The 18,079-nt window shown below is 52.6% G+C and carries 15 protein-coding genes, 1 tRNA gene and 1 pseudogene; 4 read left to right on the top strand and 13 right to left on the bottom strand.

Features of this window, described 5'->3' with window-relative positions; translation table 11 throughout:
• Positions 1-4: 4 nt before the first annotated feature.
• The 7 genes from ACFR81_RS07155 to ACFR81_RS07125 form a co-directional block, all read right to left on the bottom strand.
• A complete protein-coding gene (locus tag ACFR81_RS07155; RefSeq protein WP_158004408.1) occupies positions 5-427 on the bottom strand; it encodes a hypothetical protein in 423 nt (140 codons plus the stop codon).
• Positions 390-1,091: a hypothetical protein gene (locus ACFR81_RS07150; protein ID WP_190618154.1), complete on the bottom strand. Its 702-nt coding sequence runs from the start codon at positions 1,089-1,091 to the stop codon at positions 390-392. Before ACFR81_RS07150 ends, ACFR81_RS07155 begins: the two co-directional genes overlap by 38 nt.
• Positions 1,091-1,576 carry a sigma factor gene (locus ACFR81_RS07145; RefSeq protein WP_068171322.1) on the bottom strand — a complete coding sequence of 162 codons (486 nt, stop codon included), beginning with the start codon at positions 1,574-1,576 and terminating at the stop codon, positions 1,091-1,093. Before ACFR81_RS07145 ends, ACFR81_RS07150 begins: the two co-directional genes overlap by 1 nt.
• Before the next feature lie 280 nt (positions 1,577-1,856).
• Positions 1,857-2,885: a DUF2637 domain-containing protein gene (locus ACFR81_RS07140; protein WP_190618152.1), complete on the bottom strand. Its 1,029-nt coding sequence runs from the start codon at positions 2,883-2,885 to the stop codon at positions 1,857-1,859.
• A gap of 124 nt (positions 2,886-3,009) precedes the next feature.
• Positions 3,010-3,912 (bottom strand): hypothetical protein, encoded by a 903-nt coding sequence (locus tag ACFR81_RS07135; protein WP_068171330.1) that lies wholly within the window; start codon positions 3,910-3,912, stop codon positions 3,010-3,012.
• 40 nt (positions 3,913-3,952) lie between these two features.
• Positions 3,953-4,357: a hypothetical protein gene (locus tag ACFR81_RS07130; protein ID WP_151147323.1), complete on the bottom strand. Its 405-nt coding sequence runs from the start codon at positions 4,355-4,357 to the stop codon at positions 3,953-3,955.
• Positions 4,358-4,981: 624 nt separating this feature from the next.
• Complete coding sequence (locus ACFR81_RS07125; protein WP_068171340.1) at positions 4,982-5,218, bottom strand: helix-turn-helix domain-containing protein; 237 nt, start codon at positions 5,216-5,218, stop codon at positions 4,982-4,984.
• Between the two features lie 110 nt (positions 5,219-5,328).
• On the opposite strand from ACFR81_RS07125, the gene ACFR81_RS07120 reads away from it, so the two are divergent.
• Positions 5,329-5,691 (top strand): helix-turn-helix domain-containing protein, encoded by a 363-nt coding sequence (locus ACFR81_RS07120; protein WP_083147272.1) that lies wholly within the window; start codon positions 5,329-5,331, stop codon positions 5,689-5,691.
• On the opposite strand, the gene ACFR81_RS07115 is transcribed toward ACFR81_RS07120, so the two are convergent.
• Both ACFR81_RS07115 and ACFR81_RS07110 read right to left on the bottom strand, forming a co-directional pair.
• Positions 5,651-5,724: transfer RNA gene (locus ACFR81_RS07115), tRNA-Met, on the bottom strand. The genes ACFR81_RS07120 and ACFR81_RS07115 overlap by 41 nt on opposite strands.
• A gap of 140 nt (positions 5,725-5,864) precedes the next feature.
• The gene (locus tag ACFR81_RS07110; protein WP_343875426.1) at positions 5,865-8,870 is read right to left on the bottom strand and encodes a UPF0182 family membrane protein; all 3,006 of its coding nucleotides are present in this window, start codon (positions 8,868-8,870) and stop codon (positions 5,865-5,867) included.
• A 237-nt stretch (positions 8,871-9,107) separates the two neighbouring features.
• Between ACFR81_RS07110 and ACFR81_RS07105 the strand changes: the two are divergent.
• Positions 9,108-10,420 (top strand): annotated as a pseudogene (locus ACFR81_RS07105) (helicase HerA-like domain-containing protein); the annotation flags it as partial.
• 72 nt (positions 10,421-10,492) lie between these two features.
• Here ACFR81_RS07105 and ACFR81_RS07100 read toward each other — a convergent pair.
• Entirely contained in the window at positions 10,493-11,605 is a 1,113-nt protein-coding gene (locus ACFR81_RS07100) for a YlbL family protein (protein ID WP_343875428.1), read from the bottom strand.
• 173 nt (positions 11,606-11,778) lie between these two features.
• On the opposite strand from ACFR81_RS07100, the gene ACFR81_RS07095 reads away from it, so the two are divergent.
• Positions 11,779-13,236: a zinc-dependent metalloprotease gene (locus ACFR81_RS07095; protein WP_343875431.1), complete on the top strand. Its 1,458-nt coding sequence runs from the start codon at positions 11,779-11,781 to the stop codon at positions 13,234-13,236.
• 155 nt (positions 13,237-13,391) lie between these two features.
• Here ACFR81_RS07095 and ACFR81_RS07090 read toward each other — a convergent pair whose 3' ends face one another.
• The 3 genes from ACFR81_RS07090 to nudC are packed head-to-tail and all read right to left on the bottom strand — an operon-like array spanning position 13,392 to position 17,019.
• Positions 13,392-13,973 (bottom strand): M48 family metallopeptidase, encoded by a 582-nt coding sequence (locus ACFR81_RS07090; RefSeq protein ID WP_343875433.1) that lies wholly within the window; start codon positions 13,971-13,973, stop codon positions 13,392-13,394.
• A 35-nt stretch (positions 13,974-14,008) separates the two neighbouring features.
• Positions 14,009-15,853, bottom strand: coding sequence for an ATP-dependent helicase (locus ACFR81_RS07085; RefSeq protein WP_343875435.1), 1,845 nt, complete (start codon positions 15,851-15,853; stop codon positions 14,009-14,011).
• A gap of 44 nt (positions 15,854-15,897) precedes the next feature.
• Positions 15,898-17,019: an NAD(+) diphosphatase gene (gene nudC / locus ACFR81_RS07080; protein WP_343875438.1), complete on the bottom strand. Its 1,122-nt coding sequence runs from the start codon at positions 17,017-17,019 to the stop codon at positions 15,898-15,900.
• Positions 17,020-17,055: 36 nt separating this feature from the next.
• On the opposite strand from nudC, the gene ACFR81_RS07075 reads away from it, so the two are divergent.
• A complete protein-coding gene (locus tag ACFR81_RS07075; RefSeq protein WP_151147311.1) occupies positions 17,056-18,066 on the top strand; it encodes a phosphotransferase in 1,011 nt (336 codons plus the stop codon).
• The last annotated feature ends 13 nt before the right edge of the window (positions 18,067-18,079 follow it).

Below are 18,079 nucleotides of genomic sequence, written 5' to 3'. Positions count from 1 at the left end.
TCACCTACGTATCGGGAGAAATACCAGTGGTGACCAACCCGCGCTCCGTGAGAACAGTAATAGCCACCGACTCCGGACTGAGCTGTTTAGTGCGCATCACGTTAAACCACTGCTGACCGTCAATTACCCTGTCCCCAGGACGAATTTGAGCACAAGCAATCCGTCGAGTCTCCGGATGCTCGTTCAACTCTCGACTGTAACTTTGGATCAGTTCTTCCGCACGAGGTACTTGCGTTACGCGCTCCTGAACAGGGCCGCCACTGACTCGATGAATATCCTCTTCACCATCAGTCACCACCACATGCTGATGACCATCTTCATCAGCAACAGTGACAGAACCGGCGATCTCCTCGGTGGTAGGCTCTACCGCCATCACCGTGCCACGAACATCAATAGTGGTATCTGTTGCGCACGTCTTGACCTTCAACCTGCACATCATCACCCACAGCCATCTCAGAAATATCGGCAGCCTCCAAAGCCAACACCGGGCTACTATCGCGGATCGTGGCAGCCAGAGCAATCGTCTGAGCAGCAGCTAACGACTCCACATAACAATGAGCACCCGCCTCAGCTTCTACTGCTAGATGCAGACCATCCTCATACGCCATATGCAGCACTCGACCAGAAACATTGACCCCCGTCACTAGGACGTTTTTCAGGTCAATAAATTCTTCACATACAGAAGGCAAAATCTTCAGATGCGCAGCCGTGATGTAATCTCCTGGTTCAATATCCGCTAGAGTAACACTGCCGAAAGTCTCCAGAACAGCATCACGGTTCACAGCCCACTCAGCACCCCCCAGAGTAGCCTCAGCTTGCTCCGCAGTAAGCACTCGAAACTTCTCCTGCGTCTCCAATGGACGAACATGAACAGTGAAATCTCGTTCGCTCTCGCGCGACACGGCAGAAAGTTCCACCGTCTTCTCCGCGGTATTAACACCAACAACTGTGCCCAACACACGCGGATACACCAAAGCCTCCGCAGAATTACCAAACTCAGTATCGGGACTGTTCGGATCAGCCACCGGCGAAGCATCAACTCCGATTTGAGCCAACACAAACTGACCCACATGAAGCTCCGACAAGGACATCAGACCGCCACCAGACTCACCGCCGCCGCAGACACATCACCATCAAAATCACGAATGAGCACCAAGGACCGCTCAAAAAGATGCTGATGCTCTACCGACAATTTCACCATCGCCAGCACCGTGCCGATACGCTCAATCGTCACCGAGGAATCCTCCCACGCCAGTTGTGGTTCATCCACCAGTGCGTCCTGACTCAACTGTAAATTTTTATACACTTGATCAGTTTTAGCCCGCGAATTATGCGCCCGAACCATCGAACGAGCCTGATTCACTGCCACAGCATTAATCCACTCAGCGAACGAACCGCGCTCTGGGTCAAAAGAATCAATTTTTCGTGTGGCTTGCAGGTACGTTTCTTGCACCACATACTCTGCATCAAGGAAAGTCAAACCCCACTTGCTCAGGTAAGACTTCACTGCCCTACGACTTTGTTTTAGCGCCTCGATACGCTCAGCAGTCCATACCTCTTCGGTTGCTTTGCTCATGATGACATCGTCTCTTTGCCAGTAGTAGGGCGGTAGGGCTCATCAACACCTACGCAAGCATGACAGCGCCCAGAAGCTACTATCGGTGTTTTTTAGCGGGTTAGACATGATTTCCTTTGCAGATGCTGATGAGTGATTTTTCAAAAGACACAATCCGGTCTATTTGTGTTTTATAAAAATATGTGGGGAAATAAAAAACCGGTTATTGCGAACGAAGGAACCAGCCACCATTGAGTGTACTCACATTCAATGCTTGTGACTGAGATAGCTTCATCGAAGTTCACAATATTTCGCCCTCGAATACCGCCGGATATAGCTCACGTAAACGGTTCAGACGGTTGCGACCTGTGCGGTCAGAGACATCAAGAAAACGACCTGCCGCAGCTCCGGTAATCTTGACGCCTTCTTCTATTTGCTCATTGACCCAGCGTGCTAGTTTCTGATCTTCCTCGGGCAGCTCTTCGGCAGTTACCGCAGAGATCGCCTCTGAACTGGTTTCGGTTTCATCGTCAACAACCACCTCAGGCTCAGATTCTGAATCTACTGAAGAAACCTCTTGCGCAACAGAATCCTCTTGCTCGCCCTGTGGGAGAGTTTCTTCGGGAGTATCTGCTGTTATTTCCTCAACAACCCCAGTCTCAGAATCAGAAAAGTGCTGATGCTCCACACGAGGGTTAGCACTGATAGCTGACTGAGCCGGAACAGAAGCCACTGCGCTCACCGTCGGAGATGAGGTAGGCACCTCCAGTAACCTCTCCGCCAGAACATCATCCACTCGTCTCACAGAAGTCGTGCGCTCTTCTGAGCCAGCTTCGGGCTCAGTGTCTTCTTCATCAGGAACAGCAAAAGCCAATCGTGATGCTTCTTCCGTTGCCGCAAAAACCGCCACAGGAGCCGTAGCAGCAATACACGCACCAATCCACGACTGCAACACGGTCTGTCCCTCTCCGACGCTCAAAGCGTGAACCGCGTTAGCGACCACTGAAATCGTGGTGAACGCCCCGAGCGTGAACCAGGTCAGACCCACAGGTTCTTTACGGGATTTATGAATCACCGCAGCCATCGAATACGCCAGAATCGCAATGTCAATAAAAATTGGTACAGCCCATCGCATCCAGGTTGGCAGCCCTACCCAAGCGGCGACATCATGCAAACCATTGAACGAGACCATGAAAGAGGTGAGCCCCAATAGCCCAATCAAAATGACGGTGAACCAGAGGGTTCGGATAGAGTCCGGGTTGATCCGGTTCTGCCTAGTTCTGGGGATATTCTTCACAGGTGTTCCAGTTCTTTGATAATCTGTTTTCATAACTTGGTCTCCTAGAGTGTTGTATCTCGTAATTGCATAAACTGGTTTGACAAGTTTTTTCATGTGGCGATCTGCCGTGCAAGACGGATCGCCACATTTTTTATCCGCCAAACGCTTCATCAACCTAGCCCTGTTCATCTTCACGCAGGGTGGTCACGACCTCATCGAGCGTGATAACCGTGGAATCCACTGCGGTTGCTAGTTGCTCTGAATCTCCTAGCAAGTCCGGTTGTAGGTTGAAGAGTTTGAGCAAACCTGAGCCGGCAAGCAACGTATGCACGACCTGTTGAGCCATCTTCTGCGAAACACTCCCGGGGTCAAAAACTTGCCGATTATTCGCGGTCATAGCTTTCTTGAAGAGCTCTTCAAGCTCGGTGGAGACCTCAAGAATTTCTGGGAAGTACAGGTAATCATCTGGTGTATCTTCACCGCGAGGTAATTCCTCATTGACCGCCGTGATAGTGGTATCGAAGGGGTCAGTGGCTGCTCGTTGAGCTTTTGCAGGGGTAGCTGTTTTGCTCTCTGCGGCTTTGAAAAAGCCAATCCCTAGATCAGCTACGGGCAAGTCCAGTTGTTCATTAGGTACAGCCGCAGGTGCTTTTCGCACGAGCGCTTTGCGTGTGCGTCCATCACGTCCGATGGTTGGCAAGTCTTCGGGGAGAGCTCCGGCTTCTTTAGCTTTTTTGATTTCTTTAGCCACGCTCATATGCGAAAGTCCAACGACTGAGGCAATGGCGCGAGTGGGCATTCCTTCCTTGGCTAGTTGGTTGATGAAGTCACCGCGGCGGTGACGTGGCAGAATCCAGCGTTCTTCACCGATTTCACCGTCCAGGTACGCATCCCAGCTGGTGTAACCCATGGTGAGCCAGATGCGCTGGCTGTATGCCATCACGCACAGGCTCTGCAAGAGTGTGGCTGACTGGGGTAGGTCTTTGGTGATTTGCTTGGCTTGATCGAGGGTGAGTTCGGGGAGAACTTCTACCTCTTCGGCTGGCTCGAATACGGGGGTTTGCAAAAGTGCGCTCATGATATTTTCCTTTGAGAAATGGTTAGGATTGCAAGACTTTTTAGGGGGTAAGAATTCCAGCGAGTCGGTCGGCTCGGTGTCCAGGACATTCTCGCTCAGCCGAGTGCTCCATGTGGTGGACAGGGCAGGTAACGATACGGGGTTTTTGTTGTGACTGTTTATGCTCGATTACTGATTCAGCCAGGGAGGCAAGCTCGTAGAACTCTTTGGAAATGCAGCTGAAGGCGAAGCGTTGAGGGCTTCGGATATCTTGGGTTGCTCGAGAAAAAACGATCTGAATCATTTGAGCCAGCACATCATCATTGATGTGACCAGAATCGAGACCTGAGGATTTTTTGAGATTCATTCGAAGGTCTTGATGATTCACGCCTCGGGTAATTCTGCTGACTGGTGCAGGAGATTTTTTGAGGTTTTCGGTTGGTCGGTCAGTCTCTGAGTTATCCACAGGTTGCTCTTTTTTGACTGACTGACTGACTGATTAGAGAAGTCTGTGCGCGCGTTCCTATTAAGGCGGGAGTGTCGTTTATGTCAGAGTGACACCTAGCCTGTGTCAGATTGACACCTAGCCTCTCTGAAGGTGTCGGAGTGACACCTTGTGTGTTTGCCCCGGAATTACCGCTAAGTGTCAGAGTGACACCTTGTGTGTTTTTGGAGTTATTCACAGGCTGATTTTCTACTTCCACTTCTTCGATGGGAATCCCAAATCGTGCCTGATTACTCTTTTGAAGTTGCTTGAGTGCCTTCATAGTTCGCCACGGAGTTTTAGTGCCCCTATTCCAAAGATGAAGGACAATCAGGTCTGTTTGACGGCCGCCGAAGTCTGCATATGCGCGTCGTTCACGATGAAGCAAATCAGCCTGTTCGAACTCTTTGAGAGCTCGGATGACAGTGGATTTACTAGCGCACGTTTCGTGAATGATGAACGCTACGCCTTTATCACCTTCGTGATCGGGGATGTAACCGTCGTCGTCAGCTTGCCCTGCAAGGAAGCGGAGGATTGCTGTTCATCCTACGGCGCTGTTTTCGAATTCATGGGTACGAGCCCATTCAAGTGCTTTGCTGCTTATAGCTAGGCACCATTATGAGTGGTTGAAAATTTGACGTATTTGGTGAGTTCTTCAATTTCTACACCCATGAAATTAGCAATATTTTCAATCTCACTGGGTTTGAATTCAACTCGACCTCTAAGTCGGGAACTCATCTGAGCCTGAGAAATACCTAGATGTTGAGCTAGGTCTGTTTGGTTGATTTCGCGGCGGCTAACTTTGGCTCGGATGTTGCCCGCGATGGAATCTGCATAGGTCATACTCACACATTATCGGTGATACCGATAATGCGCAATCTTTATTTATCGGCTTAGCCAATAATTTTTCATTTTTACTTGCTATTATCCAGAAATACTTGTAGCTTGAAGGTATGGCAAAAACAATCATCACCCCCGCCGAAGCCGTGGGTAAAGAAGTAAAAATTTGGATGGCTCGAAGAGGCCTCAACCAAGGCGATATTGCTCGAATCCTGGGAGTTACTCAGTCATCCGTATCTGAAAAATTACGTGGGAAAATCGCAATCAGCATTACAGATTTAATTACCATTGCTGCTGCTTTAGAAATTTCTTTAGCCGACTTACTTGGCGAAGGCATCTTAAACGCAAAAATCCCCTCCACCGTTACAAACAATGAAGGGAATAAAGAAGAAGCCCCAATCGGCTTTATACCGAATGGGGCTTCTTACGATGTAGTTGCGGGGGCAAGATTTGAACTTGCGACCTCCGGGTTATGAGCCCGGCGAGCTACCGAACTGCTCCACCCCGCGGCGACTTCTATAACTATACACATGCCGTTAACCTGCTGCAACCTAAAAGCCCCCTTTGTAAGAGACAACACAAAAGCTCCGGGTTCCTCTCTCCTCAGAGAAAGAGAACCCGGAGCTTCATCTCCAGCGGTAGCGCGGTATTACTCGGCTACAGCGCCGTCAGCTTCCATAGCCTGCGCTAGCGCCTTATTCAAACGGTCCTGAGCTTCACCATAGGCAGCCCAATCGCCGTCCTTCATCGCCTTTTCAGAATCCTTCATCGCTGCAGAAGCGTCCTTGAGCGCTTGCTGTAGTGACGGCGAATCGGAAGACTCATCCGGTTTATCCGAGGATCCCGTGTCAGCCTTCTTTTCGTCCACACCAGCGTCAGCAGCGGTCTGCGCGCCCGAGTCACCCCCGAATAGCTCGTTCAAAGCTTCTTCCAGCGTGGGCGCAAAGCCTACCTTTTCACCAAACCCAACGAGTACTCGACGCAAGGTCGGGTAAGAAGAATCGCCAGAGGATTGCACGTAGACCGGCTGCACATAAAGAATGCCATCTCCAACCGGCAAAGTCAGCAAGTTACCGTTGGTTACCTTAGAGGCGCCCTGACGCAACAGGTTCAGCTCGGTAGAGACTTCAGTGTCAGAGTTGAAGTTGTTCTGTGCCTGACCGGGACCAGGCACCACAGAGCTTCGAGGTAGCTCAAGCAATGTGAGCTTTCCATACTGATCTGAGACCTCGCCGTCCTTGCCGGTACCTGCATCGCCGTTGGCAGACATAAATCCGTACATGACGTTACGAGTGTTGTCATCGGACTGTTGCGGAATCCAGCTCGTTGTCAGAGAGAAAGCCCCTTGTTCTTCTTCAGGCATCTTCAATGAGAGGTAGTAAGGAGGCAACGGAGTCGCCTGCTCCACAGTGGGATCGTTAGGAACTGACCAAACGTCGTCGCCTGCATAGAACGAACCGGCATCGGTCACGTGATACCTGTTCAGCACTTCACGCTGAACCTTGAATATGTCCTGCGGATAACGCACGTGATCCAACAGGCCCGCGCTCATCTCAGAAACCGGTTTTACGGTCTGGGGGAAGACCCCCTGCCATGCTTTAAGCACAGGATCTTGGTCGTCCCATGCGTAAAGGTCTACTGAACCGTCATAGGCATCAACCGTAGCTTTAACAGAGTTACGAATGTAGTTCACTTCCTTGTTGGGAAGGGCAGCGGCAGCACCTGACTGTGTCTCCGAATCGACGGTCGCTTCACCGAGCCCCTGCGACTGCGAGTAGGGGTACTGATCGCTGGTAGTGTACGCATCCACAATCCACACCACGCGGTCATTGACGATCGCAGGATAGGGGTTACCGTCCACCGTAAGGTAAGGAGCTACCTTATTGACGCGGTCGGTAGGATCACGGTCATAGAGCACCTGCGACTCAGAACGAACGACGTCAGAAAGCAAGATATCCGAAGACTGGAACTTGATGGCGTACGCCAGACGGTTGAAGAAATTACCGATATTCGGGCCGCCGTCACCCTTAAAGGTGTACTTGGCGTCGGCATTTTCTTGATCGTTAGCAGTCTGGGGGCGGTCAAGCTCTAGGGCGTCGTCGCTCTCAGAGCCACCCACAATCGAATATTCGGGAGAGGTCTGCCCAAAGTAGATTCGAGGTTCATAGTTCTCGCTAATCTCGCCGGTTGCTGTAATGCCATCCTGCATAAACTTTGGCTTACCGTCTGCCTCAACCTGGTTGCCGTAGGCGGCAATCACGCCATAGCCGTGGGTGTAGACAACATGCTGGTTAATCCACGAAGAATCAGCATTCTGCGCAGGGTTCAACTCACGAGCTGCCAGCACGGTGTCATGGGTTTCGCCATTGATTTTGTAGCGGTCCACTGCCAAGTTGTCATCGAACCGGTAGTAGGGGCGGAACTGCTGAAGCTGAGCGAAAGATGCCGATACTACGTTCGGATCCAACAAACGAATGTTAGAAATGGTCTCGCTCTCCCCCTTCAAAGCTCCGGCGTTGGTGGCGGTAGTTGCATCATAATTTTGCACATCGATGTTATCTAACCCGAATGCAGCGCGGGTTGAATCGATGTTGCGCTGGATATATTCGCTCTCCGCTGCCTGCTCGTTGGGAACAACTTGGAAGCGCTGAACAATCCAGGGGTACACGGCACCGGCAACTAGCGCCGCAATCAACATCACGGCAATACCGATAACGGGGAGCCGCCACCGGTTGGTCAAAGCCGCCACGATGAAGAACGCCGCAACCAAAACGGCAGCAATCGCCAAAATAGATTTGACGGGGATAATCGCGTTGACGTCGGTGTACATAGCGCCAGCCCATTTACCGGACTGGGACTGAGTAGCGGTGTAGCGCTCCAGCCAGAACTGGGCACCGCGCAAAAGCAGGTAGAGAGCCGCCAAAACTGCTGCATGCATACGGAAAGCGCGAGTAGTATCAATACTTTTTTCGTTAACTTTGATACCGCCGTAGAAGTAATGCATGACGATTCCGGCAAGTGCCGAAAGAATAACGACGGTGCTCAAGAAAGTAAGAAGCGCTTTCCAGAAGGGGAGGCTAAAGATAAAGAAGCCTAAGTCTCGACCAAATTCTGGATCCTGCTGACCGAATTCTCCACCGTTGAAGAAAAGAGCAACGGTTTCCCACTGGGACATCGCGCCACTACCGACGAACAAGCCAAGAATGAGAGGAATTGCAATCAGCAAAACCTTTCGCATGCTATCTACGGATTGACGGTAGCGATCCATGTTCTGGTTGAACATATCTTGGAACTCAGCAAAAGGATCCTGTCCCGGCACTCCCTGCCCAGGGGCAGTCTGCGAGTAAGGGCGATGGGGACGACGATTCGGCGCTTGAGGCGCCTGACCCTTTTTGTATGCAAAGTAAAGGCTTGCCCATACTGCCGCTGCAGTAATCAGCCCTGCTAAAGCGAAAAGAGCAAGTTTATATAGATTTTCTTTGACAAAAACATTCAAGAAACCCAGCTGGTCATACCAGAGAACATCGGTATAGATTTGCGTGCCAAACACAAAGAGCGCAATCAGCACTCCCACTATCACCAGCGTGGTGATAAGAGTGCTGTTTTTTCGTTGTGGACGGCGGGATTGGGGCGGGCTAGCTGCTCCGGTGCTCACATCTTCCTCGAAACTTCAGTGGTGTGCGATTTATATTCGCCGGTCTGACGGTGCTTTGGCACCGTACTTAGGTGTCTATCCATTGTGCCAAAGATAAAGGTGGCGTGGGGATTTATTTCTTCATCGCGAAAAGCTTCCTGAAGCGGTTTCACTACCGCCCCAGCGAAATCGCGTTTATCACGCGAAGTGTTATTACCGGAAGAACCCTGAGATTCCTCAGATCGTTCCCGCTAGCTGGAGCTCGTCGCGCGGACGTTGGCGCTGGGTCAAACGTGGCAGGGCACCTCCTACCCCGCCGAATTCTTCACTCTCGGCGGTGAAGGAACCGGTGTTCCTATCCGTGCCACCATTGAATCATTCGGTCCAATTTTGCTCTCTCGAGTGATGGATCTGAACAGCACCCAGGAATCGGCGTTGCAGCTAATTTTCCACTACGCTGACCAAAAGAGCTCGAACTCTATAACCTTGCCGATCTTCGTGCGGTCATCCAATTCCTCACCTCAGCCGAAGGCAAAGCCGAGCTGGAGAACCTAGGTGGAGTATCTAAGGCGACTGCCGGCGTCATCCTGCGTGGTCTGGTCACCCTTGAAGCAGATGGTATAGACAAGTTCTTTGGCGAGCCTGAATTTGATACAGCCGAGTTCTTGTGCACAGCCTCCGACGGCCGCGGCATCATCAGCATCTTAGAGCTGGCTAATCTGCAGTCTAAGCCCCAGCTATTTTCTACCTTCCTCATGTGGCTGCTGGCTGATCTCTTTGAAGATTTGCCCGAAGTGGGCGATGGTGAAAAGCCTAAACTCGTTTTTTTCCTCGATGAAGCACATCTACTCTTCAACGGTTCTTCTAAAGCGTTCAAAGAGGCCATCACTCAGACTGTGCGTTTGATTCGCTCTAAAGGTGTAGGGCTCTTCTTCATTACGCAGACACCTAAGGACGTACCCGCCGAAGTTCTGGGTCAGCTCGCTAACCGCGTACAGCACGCTCTGCGCGCGTTCACCCCCGATGACCAAAAGGCGCTGGTAGCAACAGCAAAGACCTTCCCCAAATCTGCTTATGATCTCGAAGAAGTGTTGACGACGGCGGGAACCGGCGAGGCAATCGTAACCGTCATGACCGAAACCGGCGCACCCTCACCGGTTGCCCTCACCCGCATGTACGCACCGCAGTCTTTCATGGGGCCGGCTCCCGAAGCGCTCAGCGCCACCGTGAACAACAGCACGCTGAATACTAAGTACGCCACGGTGGTCGATTCGGTATCTGCTTTTGAGAAGCTCACCCAGAAAGCAGAAGCAACGCAGCAAGAGACAGCCTCTGCCCAGCAGAGTCAGGCTAATGATTCGGCAGCAAAAGAAGCCGAAAAGCGTGCAGCTGCCGAAGCTAAAGAAGCCGAGAAACGCGCTAAAGAAGAAGAGCGCGAGCGTCAGAAACGCAACGACGCCGTTATGAGGGTGGGCACCAACATTGCCACTACCTTGGGTCGCGAGATCGTGCGATCCATCTTTGGCACCAAGCGTTCCGGCCGTAAAGGCGGTCTGGGCGGCTTGTTCTAAACCCTGAGCCTATAAGAAATCTCCGCCCGAAAAATTCGGGCGGAGATTTTTTATGCTCTTGTTTTGATGCTTTTACTCAGCGGTGCAGGTGGGGAATGTGGAAGGATCCTCTCCTGCCCCAATCTTTTTCACGGCATCGGCTGCTTCTGTCAGATTGGAAACTTTCACCACGGACAGCCCCTCAGGAATATGCCCTACCACTTCGTCGCAGTTATCTGCTGGGGCAAGAAAAACCGTGGCACCGGCGTCTTTCGCTCCCACCATTTTCTGGGCGATACCGCCAATAGGTCCAACATCGCCATTGGATTCGATAGTTCCTGTTCCCGCGAAGTGAACGCCGCCGGTCATCTTGCCTTCGGTGAGCTCGTCAATGATTCCTAAGGCAAACATCATGCCGGCACTGGGCCCGCCTACTTCTTCTAGACCGTACTTGACCTTGAACGGGAACTCATAGGAGCGATCCAGCGCGAGACCTAGAAGGTAGCGGCCATGGTCATCGCTGCGCTGAGGGGTGATGGTCTCGGTGATTTCTTTACCATCTCTGCTGACGGTGACGGCAAGGGGCTTGTCGCGGTTCTTGTCTAAAATCTCAGCAATTTGCCCATAATTTTCCAAGGTTGTTGAGCCCAGTTTAAGCAAGATGTCGTCTTCTTGAATCTTTCCTTGACTGGGGCTATTTTCAGTCAGTGAGGCTACTTTCAGCTTTTCTTTCACCGGTTTACCCAGATAATTGAGGGCAGCTGCCTGAGCTATCTCCTGAGAATTAGTCATATCCGCAGTGTTTTGCTCAACTACTTGCTCACTGGTGACGGTGGGTTGGTACAGCAAGTCCGATGGAAGTACCGTGCCGGTTGAGCTTAACCAGCTTGCCAGAGCAGGTACTGCGGTGAGGGTGGTGTTGGGACCACCCGCTACCGACACGGTCGTCATATCAAGATTGCCCGAAACATCATAGGTCTTAGCACCGTCAATTGAAATGAGCTGGTGTCCCTCATAATCACCAATGGTGTTGAAGGTGGGGCCCGGCTCCTCGGTCACGAAATCAACGGGAACCACAAAACCCGCCACCAGCAACAAACCCGTAGCCCAACCTGCAGTGGTGCGAGCAGATGGACGCCCGGTGCGCAACCGGGGTAACAGACGGGAATTGGTAGATGCGGGATTTGATGAATCGCGGGAAGTCATTGTTCTAGGTTACCGGCTCGCCCAGGGTCCCCCGTAGATTGTGGTAGCAGATTCAAGCTGGTTGTTTGCTGTACGTTTTCATAGCTGTGGGCAAAACATTAGCCAGCACTCAGGCTCGTTGGGTAACGTAGAGGAAAATAATCACCAAAATATATGGCAAGGAGAGACGTGTTATGGCTTCATCAAACAATTCACACGAAAACAACGACGGCTCCGATCCGTTCGAAGAATTTTTCAAAAAGCTCTCTGAAAATGGCGGGTTCCCTGGGGGTAATTTTGACCCTTCCGCCATGGGCATAGACCCTGACATGATGAAAAACATGGGTGGCATGCCCATTGATCCCGCTATGATGCAGGGTATTTTTGCCCAGGTGAGCGCCATGATGAGTAGCTCCTCGACCGACAAACCGGTGAATTGGGATCTTGCCCGTCAAACTGCGCGTCAGGTGGTATCTGCCGATGGCGACGCCTCTGTAACTTCCAACGAAAAATCAGCGGTTGCAGACGCCACCCAGCTGGCAGATCTTTGGTTAGACCCGGTGACCGCCTTTGAACGCCCCAGCTCTCAGACTGAGACGTGGTCAAAGTCTGAATACGTAGAGAATACTTTTGGAGTATTCCAGGAAATTGCCGGCCCCATTGCCGAATCAATGTCTGAAGCCATGAATAACTCCATGGATTCACAGCTACCTGAAGAAATTAAATCTCTGCTGGGCGGTCAAACCAATATTCTCGCGGGAATCGGTGGCATGATGTTTGGCGCCCAAGCTGGTCAGTCCATCGGCAAACTTGCGGCAGAGGTAGTCTCCTCCACCGACGTCGGGCTTCCCATGGCAGAGGGACGCTCAGCGTTAGTTCCAGCGGGTATCAAAAATTTCGGTGAGGGGCTAGAAATCCCTGCCCAGGAAGTCATGCTGTATCTGGCGGTCCGTGAAGCTGCGCTGGTACGCCTTTACAAGGCAAACTCCTGGTTGCGCCAAGACATTATTGATTTGGTAAAACGCTACGCCCGCGGAATTCATGTAGATATTGAGAGGATGCAGGACGCCGCTCAAGAGATTGACCCTATGAACCCCGACGCCATGCAGGAAGCCTTCGCTGCTGAAATTTTCACCCCGCAGAATACCGAAGATCAGCAACTTGCCTTGGCGCGTTTGGAAACCCTGTTGGCACTGGTAGAGGGCTGGGTAACTGTCATTACCGAGCAAGCTACCAAAAACCTGCCTATGGCGGCACAATTGGCGGAAACCATGAACCGCCGTCATGCCAACGGAGGACCTGCCGAGCATATCTTCGCAGCACTTGTGGGATTGGAACTGCACCCCCGCAAGAACCGAGAAGCCGCTAACTTCTGGCGTTCCTACGGTGAAAAACGCGGTAAAGACGCCCGCGATGAGTTGTGGAGCGCTCCCGAAACACTACCTACCGGCGACGAGCTGGATGACCTCGATGCCTACACGAAGCGCGTCGAGATGGTCACCGCATCTGCCGACGAGTTCGACGCCGCTTTGGAGAAGCTCCTTTCTGGCGGCTACGACGAAGATCAGACATCTGAGAAAATCGAAACGGATGATGCTTCGGAAAACAAGAACTCCGATAAGCCCGACGATTCGGACTCAGATAAGGACTAGAAAACTTCGAGATAAGGTATAAGGCCAGGTCTCCAAACCCGGGCACAGCAGTATGGTGAACTAACCTTCTCCCTTGCTTCGCTAGCGCTCAGTGAAGCGATTCATGCCAGACCCAGCCAGTTCACCGTACTGCTGTGCCCGGCTTGGCTTCACCCTTATAAATTACGCTCCTTGCGTTCAAGTTTGAGCCCGGCGCTCAAACCCGCCAGATAAGCCTCTGCCTCCGCTTTTCGGGGGTAGAGGCTTTCTAATGCCCTAAAGCGTGCGCTGTGGTTGAGCTCGATAAAATGGCACAGCTCGTGGTGTAACACAAAATCAATCACATATTCTGGGGCACCCTGCAAGACGTGGGAAAGGCGGATGCTTCCGCGTGAAGGGGTAGCAGATCCCCACCTCGTATTCTGATTAGTCACCCAGCGGCTACTGGTGGGGCGAGTCATCTTCGGGAGTCTTTCCATCAGCGCTTCGGCACGAGCTATCAAATATTCATCGCTGGCCCGCGCATCCTGCTGTCTCTTATTCCGCTGACGCTGTTTGAGCAAATCTGGGAGCAACTTTTGAATGTACTCCTGCACCTCGCGGGGGCTGCTGGTTGCAGGAACCATGAGCCGTGCTCGCCCGTCGTCGTCCATGCGAGCGCTCACCGTTTTCCGGCGCCGGGAGGAACGCACCACCACAATCTCCGGCATGGATTCAGTGGCAGGAATAACGCTTTCAGAAGTGCTTGAACGTGGCAAGGGCGGCGCTTTCTAGGGGCAAGCTCAAAGGTTGATTATTTAGTAGGGGGCGCGATGGAATCAAGAAAACGCGAACGGCGTCGATTCGCCCGGCCGCCGGGGGTGCGCGCCCTCGACCAGGAGAAGGTGAGATATTTGCGAGCGCGGGTGATGCCTACATAAAGCAGGCGGCGTTCTTCATCTATTTCATCGCCCGTTTTGGCAAAGGAAATAGGCATGAGCCCTTCATTGAGACCGCAAAGGAAGACGGCGTCCCATTCCAGGCCTTTCGCCGAGTGGAGAGATGCCAGGGTTACACCGTTCATTTTGGGTGGATCCTGGTGCGCCATCCGCTGGGCGAGTACTGCCACGAATTCAGCCATGGTGAGGGGGCGAGGAAGCTCGCTGGCGCCGTTATCGTGGGCTTGATCGCGCGCTTTTTCTCGCTCGTTGTGCAGGCGATCTGCCATAGAGACGAGTGCAGCCAACGATTCCCATTTCTGGCGAACAGCGCCGGACGCCGAGGGCCCCTTAGCGGTGTACCCCAGGGATTTAAGGATATCGCGGGTGGCTTGGGGCACCGGATCATCAGAAATCGCAGCGGCGGCACCGCGTAACTGGGCATAGGCATTTTTGACTTCGGGGCGGGAGAAAAATTGCTCTGCCCCGCGTAGCTGATAGGCAATACCTTCGTCGGTGAGTGCCTGTTCCAGTGCAGCTGATTGACCGTTCGTCCTAAAAAGCACGGCAATTTCAGACGGCTCGACGCCCTCTTTGGTGATGAGATCTTGAATGTCTTCGGCGATGCCCGCGGCCTCGTCCTCGTCGTCGGCGTATTCGAAGAACTCTGCGGTGGGCCCTGTCCCCCGCTGAGATACCAACTCTAAAGGTTTGGCCCAGGCTCCCGGGGTGGAATCTTTAGCCGGCTTGCGGGAATTCAGGAGGGTATTTGCTAGTTCAACGACCTGGTGGGTGGAACGGTAATCTCGCACTAGTTTGACGACATTGGCGTTGTCGTAGCGGCGGGTAAATTCCAACAAATGGCGGCTCGTTGCGCCGGTGAAGGAGTAAATGGTCTGTGAGGCATCACCCACTACGCATAGGTCATCGCGCCCGCCTAGCCAGGCGTCCAGTAGCCGCTGCTGAAGGGGAGAAACGTCCTGGTATTCATCGACGACGAAGTGCCGGTACTGCTGGCGGACGGCGGCAGCGACCTGCTCATCGTCCTCTAAGACCCCCACGGTCAGAAGCAGAACATCTTCAAAATCTATAATGTTCCGCTCATCTTTGAGATCTTCGTAGGCTTTGAAAAGGCGGCACATGTTGATGGGGGTGATATCCGAGGGCAAAACGCGATCTGCCAGATGTGGCATGAGGGTGTCATAGGTGTACATATTGACCTTTGCCCACTCAATTTCAGCGGCGAGATCTCGAATCATCGCCCGGTCGGCGCTGATACGCAGGCGCTGAGCGGCCTCGGTAATCAGTTGAGCTTTATGGGAAATGATGCGAGGTTCGGAGCCGCCAACCGCCTGCGGCCAGAAGAATCGGAGCTGCCGTAAAGCTGCCGAGTGGAAGGTTCGGGCTTGCACTCCTACCGAACCCAGTGCCCGCAAACGAACCCGCATTTCATCGGCAGCGCGAGTTGTAAATGATAGAGCTAGGACGCGAGTTGGGACGTATCTACCGGTAGCAATTCCATAGGCAATCCGGTGAGTAATCGCGCGCGTCTTACCGGTACCGGCGCCTGCCAGCACGCACATGGGACCGCTGAGTTCAGTAGCAACCCGGCGTTGCTCAGGATCAAGCCCCTGCAAAATCAGCTCAGGACTCGGCGGTGCCTGCTCTGCTAAATTCGCTGAGCCACTAGATGAGTGCGCAGGATTCGGCAGAGTAGACATGAAACTCCTGAAGGTTGTGTTTAAAAGGGCTCTTCCAGTGTAATTTATGCCAACGGTTCACCGAGAAAATTCTCGATGAGCATACGGGAGATTGACGCGCGGGAGGGCAGCTTGATTTCCCCGCTGGAGTGAGCGGTTTTTAGCTCGTGAGCGGTAAACCAGCGTACCGTTTCTATTTCTTCGCCGTCCGCTTGCACCTGGTGGGGGTTAGAAATCTCAGCGCGATACCCTAGCATCAGTGAGCGAGGAAAAGGCCAAGGTTGTGAACCCAAATACTGCAGGCTGTCTACTTCGCCGTTGCACTCTTCCAATAGTTCTCTTTGAACTGCGTTCTCCGCTGATTCACCGGCTTCAATGAACCCGGCAAAAGTGGAAAATCGATTCTTTCCCCAGGCGCGTGCTTGCCCCAGCAGAATCCGTTCTTCGCCGTCAAAGGTTGCAGTAACCGCTGTAATAACTGCTGGATCTGTTCGGGGGAAAATCTCTCGACCGGCAGAATTCACACGCGACCATCCCGCCTGAGCCACAACAGTTTCCTGCCCCGTTGCCGGGTCATAGGCTGCTCCTCTGTGCCAGTTGTTCAATGCCACAGCAGCGCCAGCAAGTTCTAACCAAATCTTTAACTTTGCGTCTTGAGAATTCGCTACATGTTCGGCAAGCTCGTGCACCGACTGCCAGTGCCCCTCGACATGAGAGGCCAGGACGTCGCGGGGCGCTCGTTGCTCACCGTCGGGTCCTAAGAGGTTGAGATGCTCGGTCTTAAAATCACAGAAGTATTCCCAGTTACCCGTCAAGGCCAGAACCGCGCTCCCCTCGCGTGTTCTGCCAATGAAAATCACATCAGCTTGGCGCTGCGGCTCTGCTACCCAATGCCTGAGCACTTCAGCTTTGGTCATCGAAGCGCTCAGGTGCAGAGGCTTGGATGTCTCATCCACTAAGATTTCGTGCCCATCTACTGCCACGAAAACTGGCTTCTTCTGGGATTTCTCTGCACGCAGAAAATCCTCTACAAGCTGAGAAAGAAAGCCTGGACGAGCCCGATTTTCACCCTCCATCCGAGGTCGCGTACCAGTCAGAGGCAGATACCCTAACGGTGCAATAGATTCTCCTGGTTCATGAGAATTCGTAGAGTTTTCTTCAAAAATAGGGTTAGATTCCTGCGTCATTGCTGTGACCTGCTGATTCTCTTGTACTCTGGAAAGGTGACTGTTACACCGCTTCAACTTGCTGCTATTGTATCTGCCGGAGTGCCTGGGCTCTATCCTGTTGCCGCGCTCCCCTCTGCTGACGATGCCGTCGATTTTGATTCGGCCATCATTATCGATTCAGCCGATAAGCGCTGGCGGGTCCGCTCTCCCAAGAACCCCGAAGCAAGCGTTCGTTTAGAAGCTGAACACGTAATTCTCCAGTCCTTTTCCGCCGGTTTGCGCGCGCGCCTTCCTTTCCAGGTGCCCACTATTGTCGGCTCAGTGCCTGTCGATGGTATGCAAACTTTTATCTATACCCACATTCCCGGTAGCCACTACGACATTGACGAACTGGCAGAAATTTCCTCTCATGCCAAACCGGGCACCGAAGATTTAGCAACCGCGCTGGGGCGCATAATTGCCACCATTCACGTAATGCCCACCACAATTATTGAAGACGCCGACCTTCCGGTCTACACCTCCGAACAGTTGCGCCAACGCCGTCTCACAGAACTCGAACGAGTCGAAAAAACCGGCAAAGTGCCCGCCGGCCTCATTCGCCGCTGGCGAGAACTGCTCACCGACCCTCACATGTGGAACTTCCGACCGCGCGTCATCCACGGGGATCTCAACGAAGATAACCTAGTTCTCAACCAGAAAAAAGTCACCGAAGTAACCGGCTGGTCCGAAGTATGTGTGGGTGATCCTGCCATGGATTTCTCCTGGCTTCTTGCCTGCGAAGACCGTTCCTTTAGCGACCGGGTCATGAACGTCTATACCGAACAGATGCCGCAACGCCCCGATAATTCTCTGGCGCTACGCGCGAATCTTTACGCCGAATTTGCCCTAGCCCAATGGATGATACGTGGTATCGAATTAGAGGATCAGGCGATGGTCGATGAAGCATTTGCCATGCTCCATCAACTAGAAAATGACCTGCGCAGAGTCGGAGAAATCACCGACGATAAGACCAACTCCGCGCTGAGTGCAGATGATAAACCGTCAGGGTCGGTAGTGGCTCCCTAACTCATCATTTTCT

Origin of the sequence: Rothia amarae, from assembly GCF_042677725.1 — a bacterium.
Classification (GTDB): Bacteria; Actinomycetota; Actinomycetes; order Actinomycetales; family Micrococcaceae; genus Rothia; species Rothia amarae.
The sequence above is the reverse complement of the archived record's forward strand: the minus strand, read 5'-3'. Positions and strand labels throughout refer to the sequence as shown.

Bases quoted from the DNA above. Each gene is read 5' to 3' on its own strand.
- ACFR81_RS07150 (WP_190618154.1), bottom strand. From the start codon at position 1,091: ATGTCCTTGTCGGAGCTTCATGTGGGTCAGTTTGTGTTGGCTCAAATC.
- ACFR81_RS07145 (WP_068171322.1), bottom strand. From the start codon at position 1,576: ATGAGCAAAGCAACCGAAGAGGTATGGACTGCTGAGCGTATCGAGGCG.
- ACFR81_RS07140 (WP_190618152.1), bottom strand. From the start codon at position 2,885: ATGAAAACAGATTATCAAAGAACTGGAACACCTGTGAAGAATATCCCC.
- ACFR81_RS07135 (WP_068171330.1), bottom strand. From the start codon at position 3,912: ATGAGCGCACTTTTGCAAACCCCCGTATTCGAGCCAGCCGAAGAGGTA.
- ACFR81_RS07125 (WP_068171340.1), bottom strand. From the start codon at position 5,218: ATGACCTATGCAGATTCCATCGCGGGCAACATCCGAGCCAAAGTTAGC.
- ACFR81_RS07120 (WP_083147272.1), top strand. From the start codon at position 5,329: ATGGCAAAAACAATCATCACCCCCGCCGAAGCCGTGGGTAAAGAAGTA.
- ACFR81_RS07100 (WP_343875428.1), bottom strand. From the start codon at position 11,605: ATGACTTCCCGCGATTCATCAAATCCCGCATCTACCAATTCCCGTCTG.
- ACFR81_RS07095 (WP_343875431.1), top strand. From the start codon at position 11,779: ATGGCTTCATCAAACAATTCACACGAAAACAACGACGGCTCCGATCCG.
- ACFR81_RS07085 (WP_343875435.1), bottom strand. From the start codon at position 15,853: ATGTCTACTCTGCCGAATCCTGCGCACTCATCTAGTGGCTCAGCGAAT.
- nudC (WP_343875438.1), bottom strand. From the start codon at position 17,019: ATGACGCAGGAATCTAACCCTATTTTTGAAGAAAACTCTACGAATTCT.